The sequence below is a fragment of the Bacillus sp. NP157 genome (assembly GCA_018889975.1).
Lineage (GTDB): Bacteria > Pseudomonadota > Gammaproteobacteria > Xanthomonadales > Rhodanobacteraceae > Luteibacter.
Genome location: CP076546.1, coordinates 2737701 through 2753080, shown reverse-complemented (window position 1 = coordinate 2753080; position 15380 = coordinate 2737701). Strand labels below are relative to the sequence as shown.

Annotated in this window: 12 protein-coding genes and 1 tRNA gene; 10 read left to right on the top strand and 3 right to left on the bottom strand. The window is 67.2% G+C overall.

Features of this window, described 5'->3' with window-relative positions:
- Positions 1–207 precede the first annotated feature (207 nt).
- The 5 genes from KPL74_12720 to KPL74_12700 all read left to right on the top strand — a co-directional run bounded on the left by KPL74_12720 (position 208) and on the right by KPL74_12700 (position 6914).
- Positions 208–1593 carry a hypothetical protein gene (locus KPL74_12720; protein QWT18602.1) on the top strand — a complete coding sequence of 462 codons (1386 nt, stop codon included), beginning with the start codon at positions 208–210 and terminating at the stop codon, positions 1591–1593.
- A gap of 913 nt (positions 1594–2506) precedes the next feature.
- Positions 2507–3442: an ABC transporter ATP-binding protein gene (locus KPL74_12715; GenBank protein QWT18601.1), complete on the top strand. Its 936-nt coding sequence runs from the start codon at positions 2507–2509 to the stop codon at positions 3440–3442.
- Positions 3439–4173, top strand: a complete 735-nt coding sequence (locus KPL74_12710) for an ABC transporter permease subunit (GenBank protein QWT18600.1) — start codon at positions 3439–3441, stop codon at positions 4171–4173. The genes KPL74_12715 and KPL74_12710 overlap by 4 nt, the downstream gene beginning before the upstream one ends.
- Complete coding sequence (locus KPL74_12705) at positions 4173–6035, top strand: Gldg family protein (GenBank protein ID QWT18599.1); 1863 nt, start codon at positions 4173–4175, stop codon at positions 6033–6035. Before KPL74_12710 ends, KPL74_12705 begins: the two co-directional genes overlap by 1 nt.
- A 3-nt stretch (positions 6036–6038) precedes the next feature.
- Entirely contained in the window at positions 6039–6914 is an 876-nt protein-coding gene (locus tag KPL74_12700) for a cytochrome c oxidase assembly protein (GenBank protein QWT18598.1), read from the top strand.
- Here the strand turns inward: KPL74_12700 and ppk2 are convergent.
- From ppk2 to hemA, 3 genes are all read right to left on the bottom strand, one after another.
- Complete coding sequence (gene ppk2, locus KPL74_12695) at positions 6877–7650, bottom strand: polyphosphate kinase 2 (GenBank protein ID QWT18597.1); 774 nt, start codon at positions 7648–7650, stop codon at positions 6877–6879. The two genes, KPL74_12700 and ppk2, sit on opposite strands and share 38 nt — an antisense overlap.
- Positions 7651–7770: 120 nt before the next feature.
- Positions 7771–8853 (bottom strand): peptide chain release factor 1, encoded by a 1083-nt coding sequence (gene prfA / locus KPL74_12690; protein ID QWT18596.1) that lies wholly within the window; start codon positions 8851–8853, stop codon positions 7771–7773.
- Positions 8854–8883: 30 nt separating this feature from the next.
- The gene (gene hemA, locus KPL74_12685) at positions 8884–10155 is read right to left on the bottom strand and encodes a glutamyl-tRNA reductase (GenBank protein QWT18595.1); all 1272 of its coding nucleotides are present in this window, start codon (positions 10153–10155) and stop codon (positions 8884–8886) included.
- A 269-nt stretch (positions 10156–10424) separates the two neighbouring features.
- Between hemA and KPL74_12680 the strand changes: the two genes are divergently transcribed.
- The 5 genes from KPL74_12680 (at position 10425) to KPL74_12660 (ending at position 15314) form a co-directional block, all read left to right on the top strand.
- Positions 10425–12017 carry a tetratricopeptide repeat protein gene (locus tag KPL74_12680; protein QWT18594.1) on the top strand — a complete coding sequence of 531 codons (1593 nt, stop codon included), beginning with the start codon at positions 10425–10427 and terminating at the stop codon, positions 12015–12017.
- A 139-nt stretch (positions 12018–12156) separates the two neighbouring features.
- Entirely contained in the window at positions 12157–12771 is a 615-nt protein-coding gene (gene lolB, locus KPL74_12675; protein QWT18593.1) for a lipoprotein insertase outer membrane protein LolB, read from the top strand.
- Positions 12771–14150, top strand: coding sequence for a 4-(cytidine 5'-diphospho)-2-C-methyl-D-erythritol kinase (ispE, locus tag KPL74_12670; GenBank protein QWT18592.1), 1380 nt, complete (start codon positions 12771–12773; stop codon positions 14148–14150). The genes lolB and ispE overlap by 1 nt, the downstream gene beginning before the upstream one ends.
- A gap of 76 nt (positions 14151–14226) precedes the next feature.
- A tRNA-Gln gene (locus KPL74_12665) sits at positions 14227–14303 on the top strand.
- 72 nt (positions 14304–14375) lie between these two features.
- Positions 14376–15314, top strand: a complete 939-nt coding sequence (locus tag KPL74_12660) for a ribose-phosphate diphosphokinase (GenBank protein ID QWT22613.1) — start codon at positions 14376–14378, stop codon at positions 15312–15314.
- The last annotated feature ends 66 nt before the right edge of the window (positions 15315–15380 follow it).

Genomic DNA, 15380 nt, shown 5'->3' with positions numbered 1-15380 from the left:
TGACCGGCCGGGCGGGACCCGGAATTTTTCGACTTGTGCCAGCTTGCGAAAAAGGGCAGGGGACCCAATGGCGCTCGGCGCCACGACCGGCTACCATCGGTTCTTTCGGCGCTGGCAGACGCTTGCCAACGGCCGATTATTCAGGGGCGGCCGCGCGGACTCCACAGCCGGGGGCTGCCTGTTCAAAGACGTTCGGAGAACCGTGGAATGACGCGTCTGTTAGAATTCATTGTCGCCATTGTCATCGTCGCCGTACTCGGCGTCATCGCTGGCGTGGCCATGCCCTCGACGGGACACGTCGAGCGCGAAATGCTGATCAGCAAGGATTTGCGCCAGGTTTACGACGTCTTCAGCAACTTCCGTCGTTTCCAGGACTACAGCGTCCTTCGTACCTATGATCCCAAGCTCCAGTTCGACCTGTCGGGCAAGGCTTACGGACCGGGTGCCAAGATTTCCTGGAAGGCCTCCGACCCGAAGGTGGGTGACGGCTCCCTCGAAATCGCCAGCATCGACCCGGGCTTTGCCCAGGTCGGCGATGCCGGCAAGGGCACGATTGTCTGGAACCTCGACAACAGCTGGCGCGGCCACGACAAGAAGTTCACGATCAAGCTCGAGCGTACTGGCCGCAGCCAGAAGCTCGTGAAGGTGAACTGGGCCTATGACGTCGACTACGGTTTCAACCTGGTCGATCGCTTCAGCAACCTCTACATCCACGGCGATCCGGACGCGCTGATCCAGTTCAGCCTGTCGAACCTGCAGAACCTGATGGCGTCGATCCCCAACATCGACTACAGCAAGATGGTTCCGTCGATGGTCGACCAGCCGGCCAAGCCGATCCTGTTTGTCTCCACCACGGCTCCGCGCACCCTCGACGACGTCGATACCGCGTCGGACAAGGCCATGGCCGAGATCCAGGCGGCGGCCAAGAAGCTGGGCGTGAACGTGGTCAGCCCGCGCATCACGTTCACCACGAATTGGGGCGACCAGAACTACACCTTCGACGTGGCCGCCGAGATCGACGCCACCACGCTGAAGATCAACGGCCAGGATGTCGAACTGACCGCCGCCCAGCGTCCGGCGCTCGACGCCGCCGCGCCGGCCGAAGCCTCGACCGCCGCCGCACCGGCTGCCGCCGATGCCGCTACGCCGGGTAGCAAGGACAAGATGGGCCGCGTTGTCGTCGACGGCAACGTCAAGGCCGTGCTCGCCTTCGGTGGCAAGGCGCTGAAGGCCGAGTGGAACGGCACCGGCGCAGGCCTGCCGCAGACTCGCCAGATGCTCGCTGCCTACTCGCAGACGCATGGCTACAAGTACGACGACGTGAGCTTCCGCGCGTATGACATCCAGACGAAGGCGCCGGTGAATAACCACGGCACCATCGAGGGTTACGACGAGCAGAAGTTCGAGATCTACCTGCCGCTGCAGGGCGACAACCTCCCGGAGCAGACCCCGGAGCAGGAAGCCGGCATGAAGCAGCCTGGCCTTGACGACGCGGCTCCGGCCGGTTCGTCCTCGGCCCCGGCCGCCGCGGGCACCGCCCCGGCACCGGCTGGCACGGCTCCGGCCCCCGCCAGCACGGCCGCCGCGCAGTAAGCCCCGCCGCGGCCCTGCCGCGACGCAAGGCACCGAAAAGGCCGCGAGCAATCGCGGCCTTTTTTATTGCCTGCTGCGTCGCTGGCCGTGCTCGCCGCAGCGCTCGTACGTGGTCGCAGGACCAGGCCTCGGGGCCTACCCTCGCTGCTCAGACAGGTCCTCCGCGCTCGATAAGGTTGGCCGCAGCCGCGGCCCATGTACTTATCGGCCTGCGGCCGCTCGCTTGTGCGGAACTCGCCTCGAGGGTAGGCCCCGAGGCCTGTTCTTGCAGCCCGCGCGCGACATGCGGGAAACCGGCCCGGGGCCTGACCCGACGCTACCTGGTGTTGTAGGAGCGCGCCTGCGCGCGATTGGCCGACAGTGCGTAGATGATGGAACTCGATTCGCAGACCCGTACAAACGCCTTCCAGTCATATCGGCGTGGTGATCTTGGGCGCTGGTATCTGCTGTGCTTAGGCAATCCCAATTCGCGCGCAGGCGCGCTCCTACAGGAGCCGTCGCGGTGCCTCGGCTCTCCAACCCAGCATGCGGGAACGTTGAGGAAGAGCCCTCGGCGCCTACCCTCGAGGCGAGTTCGTGGCGGCGAGGGTGGCGGGCGGGAAAAGCCCGCAGGGGGCCGGCCACGATGGCCGGCCGTTCTTGTTGAGGCAGGATGCCGAATCAAGAACCTCCGCCCGGCACCCGGTGCGCGGCCGTAGGCCCATAAGGAAACGGGCTGCGGAGCAGCCCCTCCCTGTCGCACGCCAGAACGCTGTCTGAGCAGCGAGGGTAGGCGCCGAGGGCTCTTCCTGCGACCACGCCCGAGCGCCGCGGGGTAGCCGCCGAGGCTTCTCCTGCGACCACGCCCGAGCGCCGCGCAGGGCAGGCCACCGCGGGGTGGGCAGGCGTGCGCTGGCGTGCGTTAATTGGGGCAATGATCGAGACCGAACGACTCACACGCTGCTACGGCCCGCTCATCGCGGTCGATTCGCTCAGCCTCCGCGCGGAACCGGGCCAGGTGCTCGGCCTGCTCGGCCCCAATGGCGCCGGCAAATCCACCGCCATGCGCATGATCGCCGGATTCCTCACCCCCACCGCCGGCACCGCCCGCGTCTGCGGCCACGACATCCGCCGCGAACCCCTCGCCGCCAAGCGCGCACTCGGCTACCTGCCCGAAGGCGCACCCAGCTACGCCGAAATGACCGTGCGGGAATTCCTCACCTTCATGGTCCGCGTACGCGGCCTCGATCGCGACATCGCACGACGCCGGTTCGACGAAGTCGTCAGCCGCCTCGAACTCGAAGAAGTGCTCGACGCCCCCATCGGCACCCTGTCCAAGGGCCTGCGTCGCCGGGTCGGGCTCGCCCAGGCGATCCTGCACGATCCGCCGGTACTCATGCTCGACGAGCCCACCGATGGCCTCGACCCCAACCAGAAACACTCCGTGCGCATGCTGATCGATGCGATGGCGCGCGAGCGCACGATCCTCATCTCCACGCACCTGCTCGAAGAAGTGCACGCGCTATGCAACCGCGTCGCGATCATCGCCAACGGCAAGCTGCTGGCCGATGCCACGCCGGCCGAGCTCGAAGCACGCTCGCGTTACCACGGCGCGGTCTCATTCAGCGCGCAGGGCAGCGGTGTGTCGCGCGAGATGCTCGCGCGCATCCCCGGCGTCGCCATGACCGAAGTGGATCCGCTCGATGGCCGCGTCACCGTGTTTCCCAAGCCGGGCCAGCCGATCCTCGACGAGGTGCAGGCCTTGCTGCGCGAACAGAACCTGCGCGTGACCGAGATCCAACTCGAACAGGGGCGCCTCGACGAAGTGTTCCGGCAGATCACCACCCAGCCGCGCGGAGCCAATCCATGAGCGCCGTGTCCGCCATCGTCCGGCGCGAACTGCGCGCGTATTTCGTGACGCCAGTCGCCTACGTGTTCATGGTCATCTTCCTGGTCCTGGCCGGGGTGCTGACGTTCTATACCGGCGACTTCTACGACCGTGGGCTCGCCGACCTGCAGCCGTTCTTCGACATGCATCCCTGGCTCTACCTGGTGCTCGTGCCCGCCGTGACCATGTCGATGTGGGCCGAGGAGCGGGCATCCGGCACCCTGGAACTGCTGCTCTCTCTACCGGTCAGCGTGTCGCAGGCGGTGCTGGGCAAGTTCCTCGCCGCGTGGTGCTTCATCGGCATCTGCCTGGTGCTCACGTTCCCGGTGTGGATCACGGTGAACTACCTGGGCGACCCCGACAACGGCGTGATCATGGCCGGCTACATCGGTAGCTGGCTGATGGCCGGCGCATTCATCGCCATCGGTGCCTGCATGTCGACGGCGACGCGCAGCCAGGTCATCGCCTTCATCCTCACCGCCGCGCTGTGCTTCGCGCTGCTGTTGATCGGCCAGCCGCAGGTGCTGGACTTCTTCCAGGATGCCGTGCCACCCAAGCTCATCGGGGCGATGGGCCAGCTTTCGATCGTGCGCCACGCCAACGCCATCGCCCGCGGCGTGCTCGACCTGCGCGACCTGATCTACTTCGGCGCGATGATCGTGGCGTGGCTCGGTGCCAGCGTCGTGGTGCTCGACCTGAAGAGGACGCGCTGATGAAGCGGCCCTCCTTCTCGTTGTCGCGCGCCGCCGTGCTTCGCCTCGGCCTCGCCGCCATCGCCGTCCTGTTCCTCGCCGTCGTCGGCCTCAGCTCGATGTCGCTGCGCACGGCACGCATGGATCTCACCGAAGACCGCATCTACACGCTGACGCCCGGCACCGAAAACATCGTCGATGGCCTGGGCAAGCCGCTCACGCTGACGCTGTATTTCTCCGACCATGCCACGCGTGACCTTCCGCAGCTACGCAGCTACGAGCAGCGCGTGCAGGAAATGCTGCGCGAGATCGCCGTCCGCGCGCATGGCCGCATCCGCCTGCGAGTGATCGATCCGGTGCCGTACTCCGACGACGAAGACGCCGCCGAGAGCTACGGCCTCACCCCCGCCAGCGGCGGCAGTAACGGCGAACGCGTGTTCTTCGGCCTGGTCGGTACCACCGGCGCAGCCGATCCCACGGTGGCGCAGGCGATCCCGTTCTTCGACCCGGCCCGCGAAGCGTTCGTCGAGTACGACATCGCCAAGCTCCTCTATGAGCTGGGCGCACCGCGCAAGCCGAAGATCGGCGTGCTCAGCATGTTGCCGCTGGAAGGCAACATGGTGATCGGCGAGCAGCCCTGGGCCGTGATGCGCCAGCTTGACCAGCTCGCCGACGTTACCTCGCTCGACCCGGCCAGCCTGACCCGGATCGACACATCGATGGACGTGGTGCTGGTGGTCCATCCGAAGAAGTTGCCGGAGGACGCCCAGTACGCGATCGACCAGTACGTGCTGCACGGTGGACACCTGGTGGTGTTCGTCGACCCGGATGCCGAGATGGATAGCGCGCCGTTGATCGATTCCAGCGGCACCGTGGACGACCATGATTCCGACCTGCGCCGGCTGTTCGAGACCTGGGGCGTCGTCTTCGACCCGACGAAGGTGGTGCTTGATCGTTCTCAGTCGCTGACCATCGAACTCAACGGCATCAGCGTGCCGCATCCCGCGATGGTCGGTACGACGACGCAGGACCTGAACCACGACGACGTGGTGACGGCGAGCCTCCAACGCATCAACTTCTCGACGGCGGGTTTCTTCGAGCTGGCACCGGAAACGAAGGCGCGAATGCTGCCGCTGGTACAGGCGTCCGACGAGGCCACGGTGGTCTCGGCACAGCGCGTGCGCGATGCCGCCAGCGACCCCTCCGTGCTGCTGGAGAATTACCAGCCCAGCCACGAGCGCTATGTGCTGGCGGCGCGCCTGCGCGATACGTTCCGCACCGCCTTCCCCGAGCGCAAGGACAAGGGGCACCTGGATATCGCCGCGGCGCCGGGCGAGGTGATCCTGGTGGCGGATACGGACCTGCTCACCGATCGCCTGTGGATCGACGTGCAGCCGTTGCTTGGCCAGCAGCAGATGACCCCGTTCGCGAACAACGGCGACTTCATCGCCAACATCGTCGACAACCTCGGCGGCTCGGCGGCACTCCTGTCGATCCGTGGAAGGGCCAACCTGCAGCGGCCGTTCACCCGCGTGCGTGCCTTGCAGGCGGCGGCCGACCGCAAGTTCCTGGTCAAGAAACGTGAGCTGGAGAACGAGCTTTACGACACCCAGCGGCGCCTGGCGGAGTTGCAGCCTGCGAAGGGTGCGACGACACCGAACGCGGTGACCGCGCAGCAGCGCAGGGAAGTGGAGCAGTACCTGCAGCGCAAGCTCGCCATCGGCAAGGAGTTGCGCGACGTGCAGCACCAGCTCAACGGCGAAATCGATGCGCTCGGCCTGCGCCTGAAGTTCATCAACATCGTGCTCGTCCCGCTGCTGGTGACCCTGGTCGGCCTGGTGTTCGGCTGGCGGCGCACGCATCGCATCCGCAGGGATACGTAAGGCGTGGCCGGGGGGCTGCTGAAGTGGATCGTCCCGTGGGAGTTCTCCTGGAGCTTCCTCGTGGTGTTCGTCGCGATCGCCATGCTCTATGTCGCGGGGGGGCGGCGGGTGCGCCTGCCCGCGGCGCGGCGCGCGGCGTTCTGGACCGGCATGGCGATCGTCTATGTCTCGCTGCACTCCTATCTGGATTATTTCTTCGAGCATGAGTTCTTCATGCATCGCATCCAGCAGGTGTTGTTGCACCATCTCGCCCCGCTGCTGCTGATGGCGTCCTACCCGGGCCCTGTGTTGTGGGCCGGGTTACCGCTGGCGTGGCGGGTGCGCTTGCGCCGTGCGTCGCGCTCGGTGGCGTGGCGCTTACTGGCGGGCGTGTTGCTGAACCCGGCGCTGGTCACGATCGCCTTCGTCGGCTTCATCCTCGTCTGGCTGATCCCCGACATGCAGACGCTGGCCATGCTCGACTGGCGGATCTACCGCTTCATGAACTGGTCGATGATGCTATCGGGGCTGGCCTATTGGTGGCTCGTCCTCGACCACCGGCCGAAGCCGCCGGGGCGCATGACGCCCGGCATCCGCGTGCTGTCTCCCGCGTTCACGATGACTCCGCAGATTGTCGCCGGTGCCATCGTGACGTTCTCGAAGGCTGACCTGTATCCGATCTTCGAAGTCTGCGGCCGGGCTTTCACCATGAACGTGCTTACCGGTCAGTTGATCGGCGGCGTGATCATGTGGGTGCCGGCGGCGATGATCGAAGTGGTAGGCGGTCTGCTGGCGATGCGCCAGTGGCTACGCCTGTCGCGCAGCGGGCGGTTGCCGAAGCGGCCGCCGCCCGCGCGCCGGGTCAATAGACCTTCGGTACCTTTGCCGCCTTCGCCGTAACCTTGTCCTTCTTCGGCTTGCCCTTCAGCGCGGGCAGGTCGACTTCCTCGTCCGGCGTCAGCTTGTCGGGGATCTGGTCGAGCAGGTGGCGGATGAGGTTGAGCCGGCCGGTCTTCTGGTCGTTGAAGTCGGCGACGAACCACGGCGCGTCGCGGGCATCCGTGCGCTGGATCATCGCGTCGCGCAGGTCGCCCATGGCCTCGTATTCGTTGCGTCCCTTGATGTCCACCGGCGACAGCTTCCAGCGCTTCAGCGGATCGGCTGCGCGCTCGGCGAAGCGTTCTTCCTGCTCGGCCTGGTCGACGGCCAGCCAGTACTTGAACAGCAGGATGCCGTCGTCGGTGAGCAGTTTCTCGAACGCGGGGCAGGCCTTCATGAAGGCGTCGTACTGCTCCTGGGTGCAGAAACCCATGGCCGGTTCGACCACGGCGCGGTTGTACCAGCTGCGATCGAACAGCACGAGCTCGCCGGCGGAGGGCAGGTGCGGCACGTAGCGCTGGAAGTACCACTGGCCGTTCTCTTCGTCGGTGGGCTTGCCCAGCGCGACCACGCGCGCCGCGCGGGTGTCCAGCTTGTCGGTGATCGCCTTGATCGTGCCGCCCTTGCCGGCGGCGTCGCGTCCTTCGAAGATCACCACCATGCGCTTGCCCTTGCGGCGCAGCCAGCGGGTCAGCCCGACGAGCTCGACCTGCAGGTCTTCGAGTGCGTTCTCGTACTGCTTTTTCTTCTTGCCCATCGGGGGTATGTCCTGGCGGAGATACCCCAATCATGCCCCAACAACTGTCTACAAGCCCTGTAGGAGCGCGCCCGCGCGCGATCGCCGTGGCCTCACCCCCCATCAGCCCCACCTCCCCCATCAGCCGTGCTCAGTCAGGCTCTGCAGTTCGTCAGCCTGGTTCTCACGCGTCAGGGTATCGACCAGCTCATCCATATCGCCCTGGAGCACCTCGGGTAGCCGGTACAGCGTAAGGTTGATCCGGTGGTCGGTAATCCGCCCCTGCGGGAAGTTATAGGTGCGGATGCGCTGGCTGCGATCGCCCGAACCCACCTGCAGCCGGCGGGACTCCGCCTGCGCCGCGCTCTGCTTGCTGCGTTCGGCGTCGAGCAGGCGCGCCTTCAGCAGGCTCATCGCGCGGGCGCGGTTCTTGTGCTGGCTGCGCTCGTCCTGGCATTCCACCACGGTGCCGGTGGGCAGGTGGGTGATGCGGATGGCCGAGTCGGTCTTGTTCACGTGCTGGCCGCCCGCGCCCGACGCGCGGAACGTGTCGACCTTCAGGTCGCCATCGCGGATCTCGATCTCGCCGACTTCGTCCTGCTCGGGAAGGATGGCGACCGTGGCGGCCGAGGTATGGATGCGGCCCTGCGATTCGGTTTCCGGCACGCGCTGCACGCGATGCGTCCCCGACTCGAACTTCAGCCGGGAATACGCGCCGCGGCCTTCGATGCGCGCCACCACTTCCTTGTAGCCGCCGTGTTCGCCCTCGCTGGCGCTGAGGATCTCCACGTGCCAGCGCTGGCGTTCGGCGTAGCGGGCGTACATGCGGAACAGGTCGCCGGCGAAGATCGCCGCCTCGTCGCCTCCGGTGCCGGCGCGCACTTCGAGGAACAGGTTGCCTTCGTCGCGCGGATCCTTCGGCAGGAGCAGCACCTGGAGCTCGCTGTCCAGTTCGAGCAGCCGGCGCTCGATCCGTGCGATGTCGTCGACGGCCATCTCGCGCATGTCGGGGTCGTCGAGCATGGCGCGGGTGTCGGCCAGCTCGCGCTCGGCCTCGTCGTGCTCTTTCAGCGACAGGGTGACGGGTTCGAGCTGGGCGTATTCGCGGGACAGCTCGCGGAAGCGGTTGCCGTCGGCCAGCACGTCGGGCTGGGCCAGCATCAGCCCCACCTCTTCGTGGCGTTCGGCGAGGGCTTCGAGTTTGCGGCGGATCGAGGGGGTCATTTCAGGCACGAAGGACGGCGTAGCCGTACATCATGCGGAAACGTCGTCGTCCGGGTCCAGTCCGTAGAGCCGGCCAGCGGCATGGAGCAGGTCCAGGTCGCCGGAAAGCGCGGCGTCGCGAAGGCGGGCACTGGGGGCGTGCAGCAGCTTGTTGGTCAGGGTATTGGCCAGGAAAGCCAGCGCCTCGTCGGCGCTGCGACCCCTGGCCAGCATGGCCTGGGCCTTGGCCAGCACCTCGTCGCGCTGGGCCTCGGCGGCCACGCGCATGTCCACCGCGGGGTTGCGCAGGGTGAGGGCGCGGCGCCAGGACATGTAGCGCTCGACCTGCAGGTCGATGATCGCGTCGGCCTCGCGGGCGGCCATTTCCCGTGAGCGGCGATTCTCGTCGATGACCTGCTTGAGGTCGTCGATGCCGTACAGGTAGACGTCGTTCAGGGTGGCGACGTCGGCCTCGATGTCGCGCGGCACGGCGATATCGACCATGAACATCGGACGACGGCGGCGCTGGACGATCGCATCGGCGACCATCGCCTTCGTGACCACCGGCAGGCGCGAGGCGGTGGAGCTGATCACGATGTCGGCTTCGGCCAGGTGGCGCGGCAGGTCGGCCAGCGCGATGGCGTAGCCGCTGTAGCGACCGGCCAGCTCCTGGGCGTTTTCCAGGGTGCGGTTGGCGACGATCAGGCGGCGGACCTGTTTGTCGGCCAGGTGGCGGGCCGCCAGTTCGATCGTCTCGCCGGCGCCGATCAGGAGCACGCAGGCCTGGCGCAGGTCGGTGAACACCTGCTCGGCCAGGCGTACCGCGGTATAGGCCACCGACACGGTGTGCGCGCCGATCCGGGTATCGGTGCGGACCCGCTTGGCGACCGCGAAGGTGTGCTGGAGCAGCCGCTCCATCGGCGCCTTCAGGGTCTGCGCGCCGCGGGCCTGCTGGTAGGCATCCTTGACCTGGCCAAGGATCTGCGGCTCGCCCAGCACCATCGAGTCCAGCCCCGTCGCCACCCGGAACATGTGCCTGACGGCGTCCTGTTCTTCGTGCCGGTAGAGGAACTCATCGAGCCGCTGCGGGGTCAACCGGTGCTGGCGTGACAGCCATTGGCCCGGCACCGCCTCGAAGCCGTCGGTCACACTGACGTAAAGCTCGGTGCGGTTACATGTCGAGAGGATCATCGCCTCCTCGACGCCTGGCTGGCGGGTGAGGTCGCCAAGGGCATCCGGCGCCACGCTGGCGTCGAACGCCACCTGCTCGCGCAGGCTGACCGGCGCGGTGAGGTGGTTAAGCCCGAGGGCGATCAGTGGCATGTCAGGCAGGCGCTCGGCGAGGGGTGGCGTCGGCTAAGCTTAGGGCGCATTGTGCGCTGACAAGGCTTCGGGCGATTGCACGGCCCTGTCGGACCAGGAAAACAACGGAGAGTAGTGTGCTGACCGCTGGGTCCAAGTTCAAGCAACTGCGGCATTTTGTGGTCCTCATGGGTGCCGTGGCGGCCATCGCAGGTTGCGCCACCGCTTCACCGCCGGCCGCGCAGCCCCGGCAGGTGCGGACCGGCGTCCAGCCCCTGGATCGGCTCCACGTGGCCATCGTACCCCCCGAGCGCGACCTCGAGGCCCAGTTGATGGCTGGCGATTTCGCGCTGGCCTCGAACGACCTCGCGAAGGCGTCGGAAGCGTATGGCAACGCCTGCGTGCTCAGCGACGACCCCAAGGTGGCCAGCCGGGCGGCCGAGCTCGCCCTGGCGATCCATGACCAGGCCGCGGCGAACCGGGCGCTGACGCGCTGGGCCAGCCTGGGCGCGACCCCGGCCCAACTGGCCGAGGGCAGGGCGCGGCTGGCGCTGGACCGTGGCGACACCGACGACGCCTCGCGACAGCTGGAGATCCTGGTCGGCTCCGGCGACCCGGATGCCTGGCGTGCCTTCGGTCGCACCCTGGTGCAGGCTCGCGACGCGGCCCAGGCCGGCCAGTTGCTCGAGCGCATCGCGACCCCGCAGCGCCTGCCCAACGATTCGTCGGCGTGGCTGGCCATGGCCGAGCTGGGTGAGAACCTCGGCCGCCACGACTACGCGCAGAAGATCGGCGACGAAGCCCAGAAGCGTTTCCACGACGGGACCACCTATGGCTGGGCGGCGCAGAAGAAATTCCATGCCGGCGACAAGGCGGGGGCGCTGGCGCTGTTTGCCAAGGCCGTCGCGAAGGAGCCGAAAAACCCACGCCTGCGCCTGGCCTACGCGACGGTGCTGACCCAGTCCGGCGACGAGAAGGGCGCCGCACGGGTGCTCGCCGCTGGCCCGCAGGATGCCGATACCTATGCGTTCCGGATGAGCCTGGCCGCACGGGCCGCCGACAAGGGCGCGTTGCGGCGACTCTACGACGAGATTCGACACCAGTCGGATGACGTCCAGGCGCAGAACGCCTTCACCCTCGGCCAGCTCGCGGAGTTGCTCGATCGCAAGGAAGATGCCCTCGACTGGTATGCGGCGGTGACCGACGACGATCCGCGCATCTTCGATGCCTCCGTGCGCAGTGCGGTGATCCTGCACGTGCAGGGCAAGGACGACGATGCGCACGAGATCGTCGCCGAGCTGCAGACCAGCTACGCCGATCGTCCCGAGTTGCTGGTCAAGGCCTTTGCCGTCGATGGCGAGCTGTACATGGACGGGCGTCGCTTCGACGCGGCCGTCGATGCCTACGACAAGGCGCTGCGGGTGAAGCCGGACGACACCGACATGCTTTACGCGCGCGGCCTTGCTCTGGCCGAAGCCGGGCGCATCGACCCGGCGGTGGCGGACTTCCGCAAGGTGCTCGAACTCAAGCCCGGCGATGTCGAAGCGAGCAATGCGCTGGGCTACACGCTGGCTGACAACGGACGCGACCTTACCGAGGCGCAGTCGCTGCTGCAGGTGGCGCGCTCGGCACGCCCGGACGATCCGTCGGTCGCGGACTCGTGGGGTTGGCTGCAGTTCCGCCAGGGCCAGCTCGACCAGGCCGAGCGGACGTTGCGCGGTGCATGGGCGAAGCAGAAGGACGGCGACATCGGCGTCCACCTGGCCGAGGTGCTCTGGCAGCGCGGCGAGCGTGACGAAGCGCGCAAGGTGCTCAACGAAGTGCGCCGCATCGATCCGAAGAACGCGTCGTTGCAGAAGACCGAGCAGACGCTGAAGCCCTGAGCGGGTGACGTGCTTTTGCACATGCTTTGTCTGGCACGCGCTTGGTTTGGTACACGCTTTGTTTCGCACACGCTTTCGCATGCCTGGGCATGCGGTTCGGTTTCTGTCGCGCGCGGGCGCGCTCCTACATGGGTTTTGCATGATTCGTTGGTTTCGGTTTCTTCCTGTTGTCTCGCTAGCCTTGCTGGCGGCATGCGCGCCGACGCGGCCTGTGGTCCATCGCGAAGGCGATGTCGTCACGATGGGCCAGCAGGAGCAGCGTGAGCACGACCTGGCGGACACGTCGCACTGGACGCTGCAGGGCAAGCTGTCGGTGTCGGATGGCGAGAATTCCGGTTCGGGCACGCTGACCTGGCGCCAGGACGGCGAGCGTTACGATTTCACCGTGCGCGCGCCGGTTACCGGGCGCAGTTTCCGTCTCACCGGCGGCCCGGAAGGTGCGCAGCTGGAAGGCCTGGACGGTGGCACCCGCAGCGGCCCCGATGCGGAGACGCTGATGGCGCAAGCGGTGGGCTGGCAGATCCCGATGGTGGAACTGAAGCGCTGGGTGCTCGGCCTGCGTGCCGATGGTGGCCCGGCGGATATTCGCTTCGGCGACGACAAGCTGCCCTCGCAGCTTGTCCAGGATGGCTGGACGGTCGATTACCGCCAGTGGGATGCCACCCGCCAGCCGCCGATGCCGGTTAAGGTTTTCGCGGAGAAGCCCCCGTTCAAGGTGCGCCTGGCGATCGAGGACTGGAAGCTGGGCCGCTGATGGATGTTTCGATCGTTCGAGCCCACCCCGACGACGCCGAGCGCCTGTGCGCGATCGAGCGGGCCGCTGTGGAGCTGTTCCGTGGCCATGAAGCGTGGCCGTCCTACTCGGGCATGTCCTTGCCGGTGGACGTCGTCCGCCAGCTGATCACCCGCGGCCTGGCCTGGGTCGCTCTCGTCGACGGCGAGGTGGTCGGCTTCGTCTGCCTCGATACCGACGGCAACCCGGGGTCGATCGGCATCGCCGAGATCGATGTGCTGCCGGCGTTCGGTGGCAAGGGTATCGGCGCGGCGCTGCTCGAGCATGCCTGCGGGTGGGCGCGTGAAGCCGGCTACGCCCGGGTCGACCTCGGCACGCTGGCCGACGTGCCGTGGAACGCGCCGTTTTACGCGAAGCACGGGTTCGCCGTGGTCGACAAGCGCGCACCCGAGTTCGCCGAGGCCCTGGCCCGGGATCGCGACAACGGCTTCCCCGACCACCTCCGGGTGTTCATGAGCCGGGCCCTGGCCCCGCTTGCCTTGGGCGACTGGACCGCCTGGCCGGCCCCGGCGAAGCTCAACCTCTTCCTGCGCATCGTCGGCCGCCGGCCGGATGGTTACCACGAGCTGCAAACCGTCTTCCGCCTGCTCGACTGGGGTGACGAGGTCCGGCTGCGCGTGCGCGCCGATGGGGTCATTACCCGTCCCCGGGAGGTCCCCGGCGTGCCCGAGGCATCAGACCTCACCGTCCGCGCCGCGCGTTTGCTCGCGGAGGCCACGGGCACGGCGCTGGGCGCCGAGATCGAGGTCGCCAAGCGCATCCCCATGGGCGGTGGCCTGGGCGGCGGCAGTTCGGACGCGGCGACGGTACTGGTCGGTCTCAACACCCTCTGGGACACGCGCCTGGATGAGGATGCGCTGGCCGCGCTGGGCCTGCAACTGGGTGCGGACGTGCCCGTGTTCGTCCGTGGCCGCTCGGCCTGGGCCGAGGGGGTGGGCGAAAAGCTCGAGGCGATCCGCCTGCCGCGCCGTTGGTACGTGGTCGTGGACCCGGCCGAGCACGTGCCGACCCCGGCCTTGTTCGCTGCGCCCGAATTGACACGAAATGCCCCGCGGGCGACAATTTCGGCCTTTGTTTCCGGGGATTCGGCAGAGAATGCCTTCGAACCGGTCGTTCGCGCGCGCCATCCCCGGGTGGCTGCGGCGCTGGACTGGCTGGCGGGCTTCGGCCACGCGCGCCTTTCCGGCAGCGGCGGTTGTGTGTTCCTGGAAACAAGGACCTTCGAAGCGGCCCTGGCGGTCGCTTCGCGCTGTCCCACCGGCTTTACGGCCCACGTGGCGGCGGGTGTCGATCCTTCGCCGCTGCTGTCGACGCGTGCGCGGATGGGCATGAGGGGATGAAAGTAAGGACGGAATGGGCCGCGGGCTGCGGCAGAGCCATGGCACGTCCCCGCAAGGGAAGGCCGGACTAAATTGTTGGGGCGTCGCCAAGCTGGTTAAGGCACGGGATTTTGATTCCCGCATGCGCAGGTTCGAATCCTGCCGCCCCAGCCACCTTCACGGGTGGCAAAGCACCGATCCCACCTCACTGTCTTTCCAGGAGTCCTCGTGGACACGTCCACCCCGATGCTTTTCTCCGGTAATGCGCACCGTGCGCTCGCCGACGATGTTGCCGCCCGCCTGGGCATCCCGCTGGGCAAGGCACTGATCGGCCGTTTCAGCGACGGCGAAGCGCAGGTCGAGATCGAGGAAAACGTCCGTAAGCAGGAAGTGTTCGTCATCCAGCCGACGGGCGCGCCCAGCGCGGAAAACCTGTTCGACCTGCTGGTGCTGGTGGACGCGCTCAAGCGCGCCTCGGCCGGCAGTGTCACCGCGGTGATGCCGTATTTCGGCTATGCCCGCCAGGATCGTCGCCCGCGTTCGGCGCGCGTGCCGATCACGGCGAAGCTGGCCGCCAAGATGATCGCGACCGCCGGTGCGGACCGCGTGCTGACGATCGACCTGCACGCCGACCAGATCCAGGGCTTTTTCGACATCCCGGTCGACAATGTGTACGCCTCGCCGGTGCTGTTGGCCGACATCTGGCGGCACCACAGCATGGATGACCTGATCGTGGTCAGCCCGGACGTCGGTGGCGTGGTGCGTGCGCGTGCGCTCGCCAAGCGCCTGGACGACGCCGACCTGGCGATCATCGACAAGCGCCGCCCGAAGGCGAACGTGGCCACGGTCATGAACATCATCGGCGACGTGGAAGGCAAGACCTGCGTGCTGGTGGACGACATCGTCGACACCGCCGGCACCCTGTGCGCCGCCGCGGCCGCGTTGAAGGAAAAGGGCGCCCGCAAGGTCGTCGCCTATTGCGTCCACCCGGTGCTTTCGGGTGCCGCGATCACCAACCTGGACAGCTCCCAGCTCGACCAGCTGGTGGTCACCAATACGCTCCCGTTGCGCGATAACGCCCGTAACTGTGCGAAAATCCGCCAGTTGTCGGTCGCGGAACTGCTCGCCGAGACGATCCGCCGCATCGCCTATGGCGAATCGGTGAGCTCGCTCTACATCGACTGACCCACCGTTTTTTCGGGCTTCCCTGGTCGCGGGGAGGCCCTTCACCTCCGCCGTAAGGCGGTTTAC

Coding starts and splice junctions, on each gene's coding strand:
- KPL74_12720 (QWT18602.1), top strand. CDS start 208: ATGACGCGTCTGTTAGAATTCATTGTCGCCATTGTCATCGTCGCCGTA.
- KPL74_12715 (QWT18601.1), top strand. CDS start 2,507: ATGATCGAGACCGAACGACTCACACGCTGCTACGGCCCGCTCATCGCG.
- KPL74_12710 (QWT18600.1), top strand. CDS start 3,439: ATGAGCGCCGTGTCCGCCATCGTCCGGCGCGAACTGCGCGCGTATTTC.
- KPL74_12705 (QWT18599.1), top strand. CDS start 4,173: ATGAAGCGGCCCTCCTTCTCGTTGTCGCGCGCCGCCGTGCTTCGCCTC.
- ppk2 (QWT18597.1), bottom strand. CDS start 7,650: ATGGGCAAGAAGAAAAAGCAGTACGAGAACGCACTCGAAGACCTGCAG.
- prfA (QWT18596.1), bottom strand. CDS start 8,853: ATGACCCCCTCGATCCGCCGCAAACTCGAAGCCCTCGCCGAACGCCAC.
- hemA (QWT18595.1), bottom strand. CDS start 10,155: ATGCCACTGATCGCCCTCGGGCTTAACCACCTCACCGCGCCGGTCAGC.
- lolB (QWT18593.1), top strand. CDS start 12,157: ATGATTCGTTGGTTTCGGTTTCTTCCTGTTGTCTCGCTAGCCTTGCTG.
- ispE (QWT18592.1), top strand. CDS start 12,771: ATGGATGTTTCGATCGTTCGAGCCCACCCCGACGACGCCGAGCGCCTG.
- KPL74_12660 (QWT22613.1), top strand. CDS start 14,376: ATGCTTTTCTCCGGTAATGCGCACCGTGCGCTCGCCGACGATGTTGCC.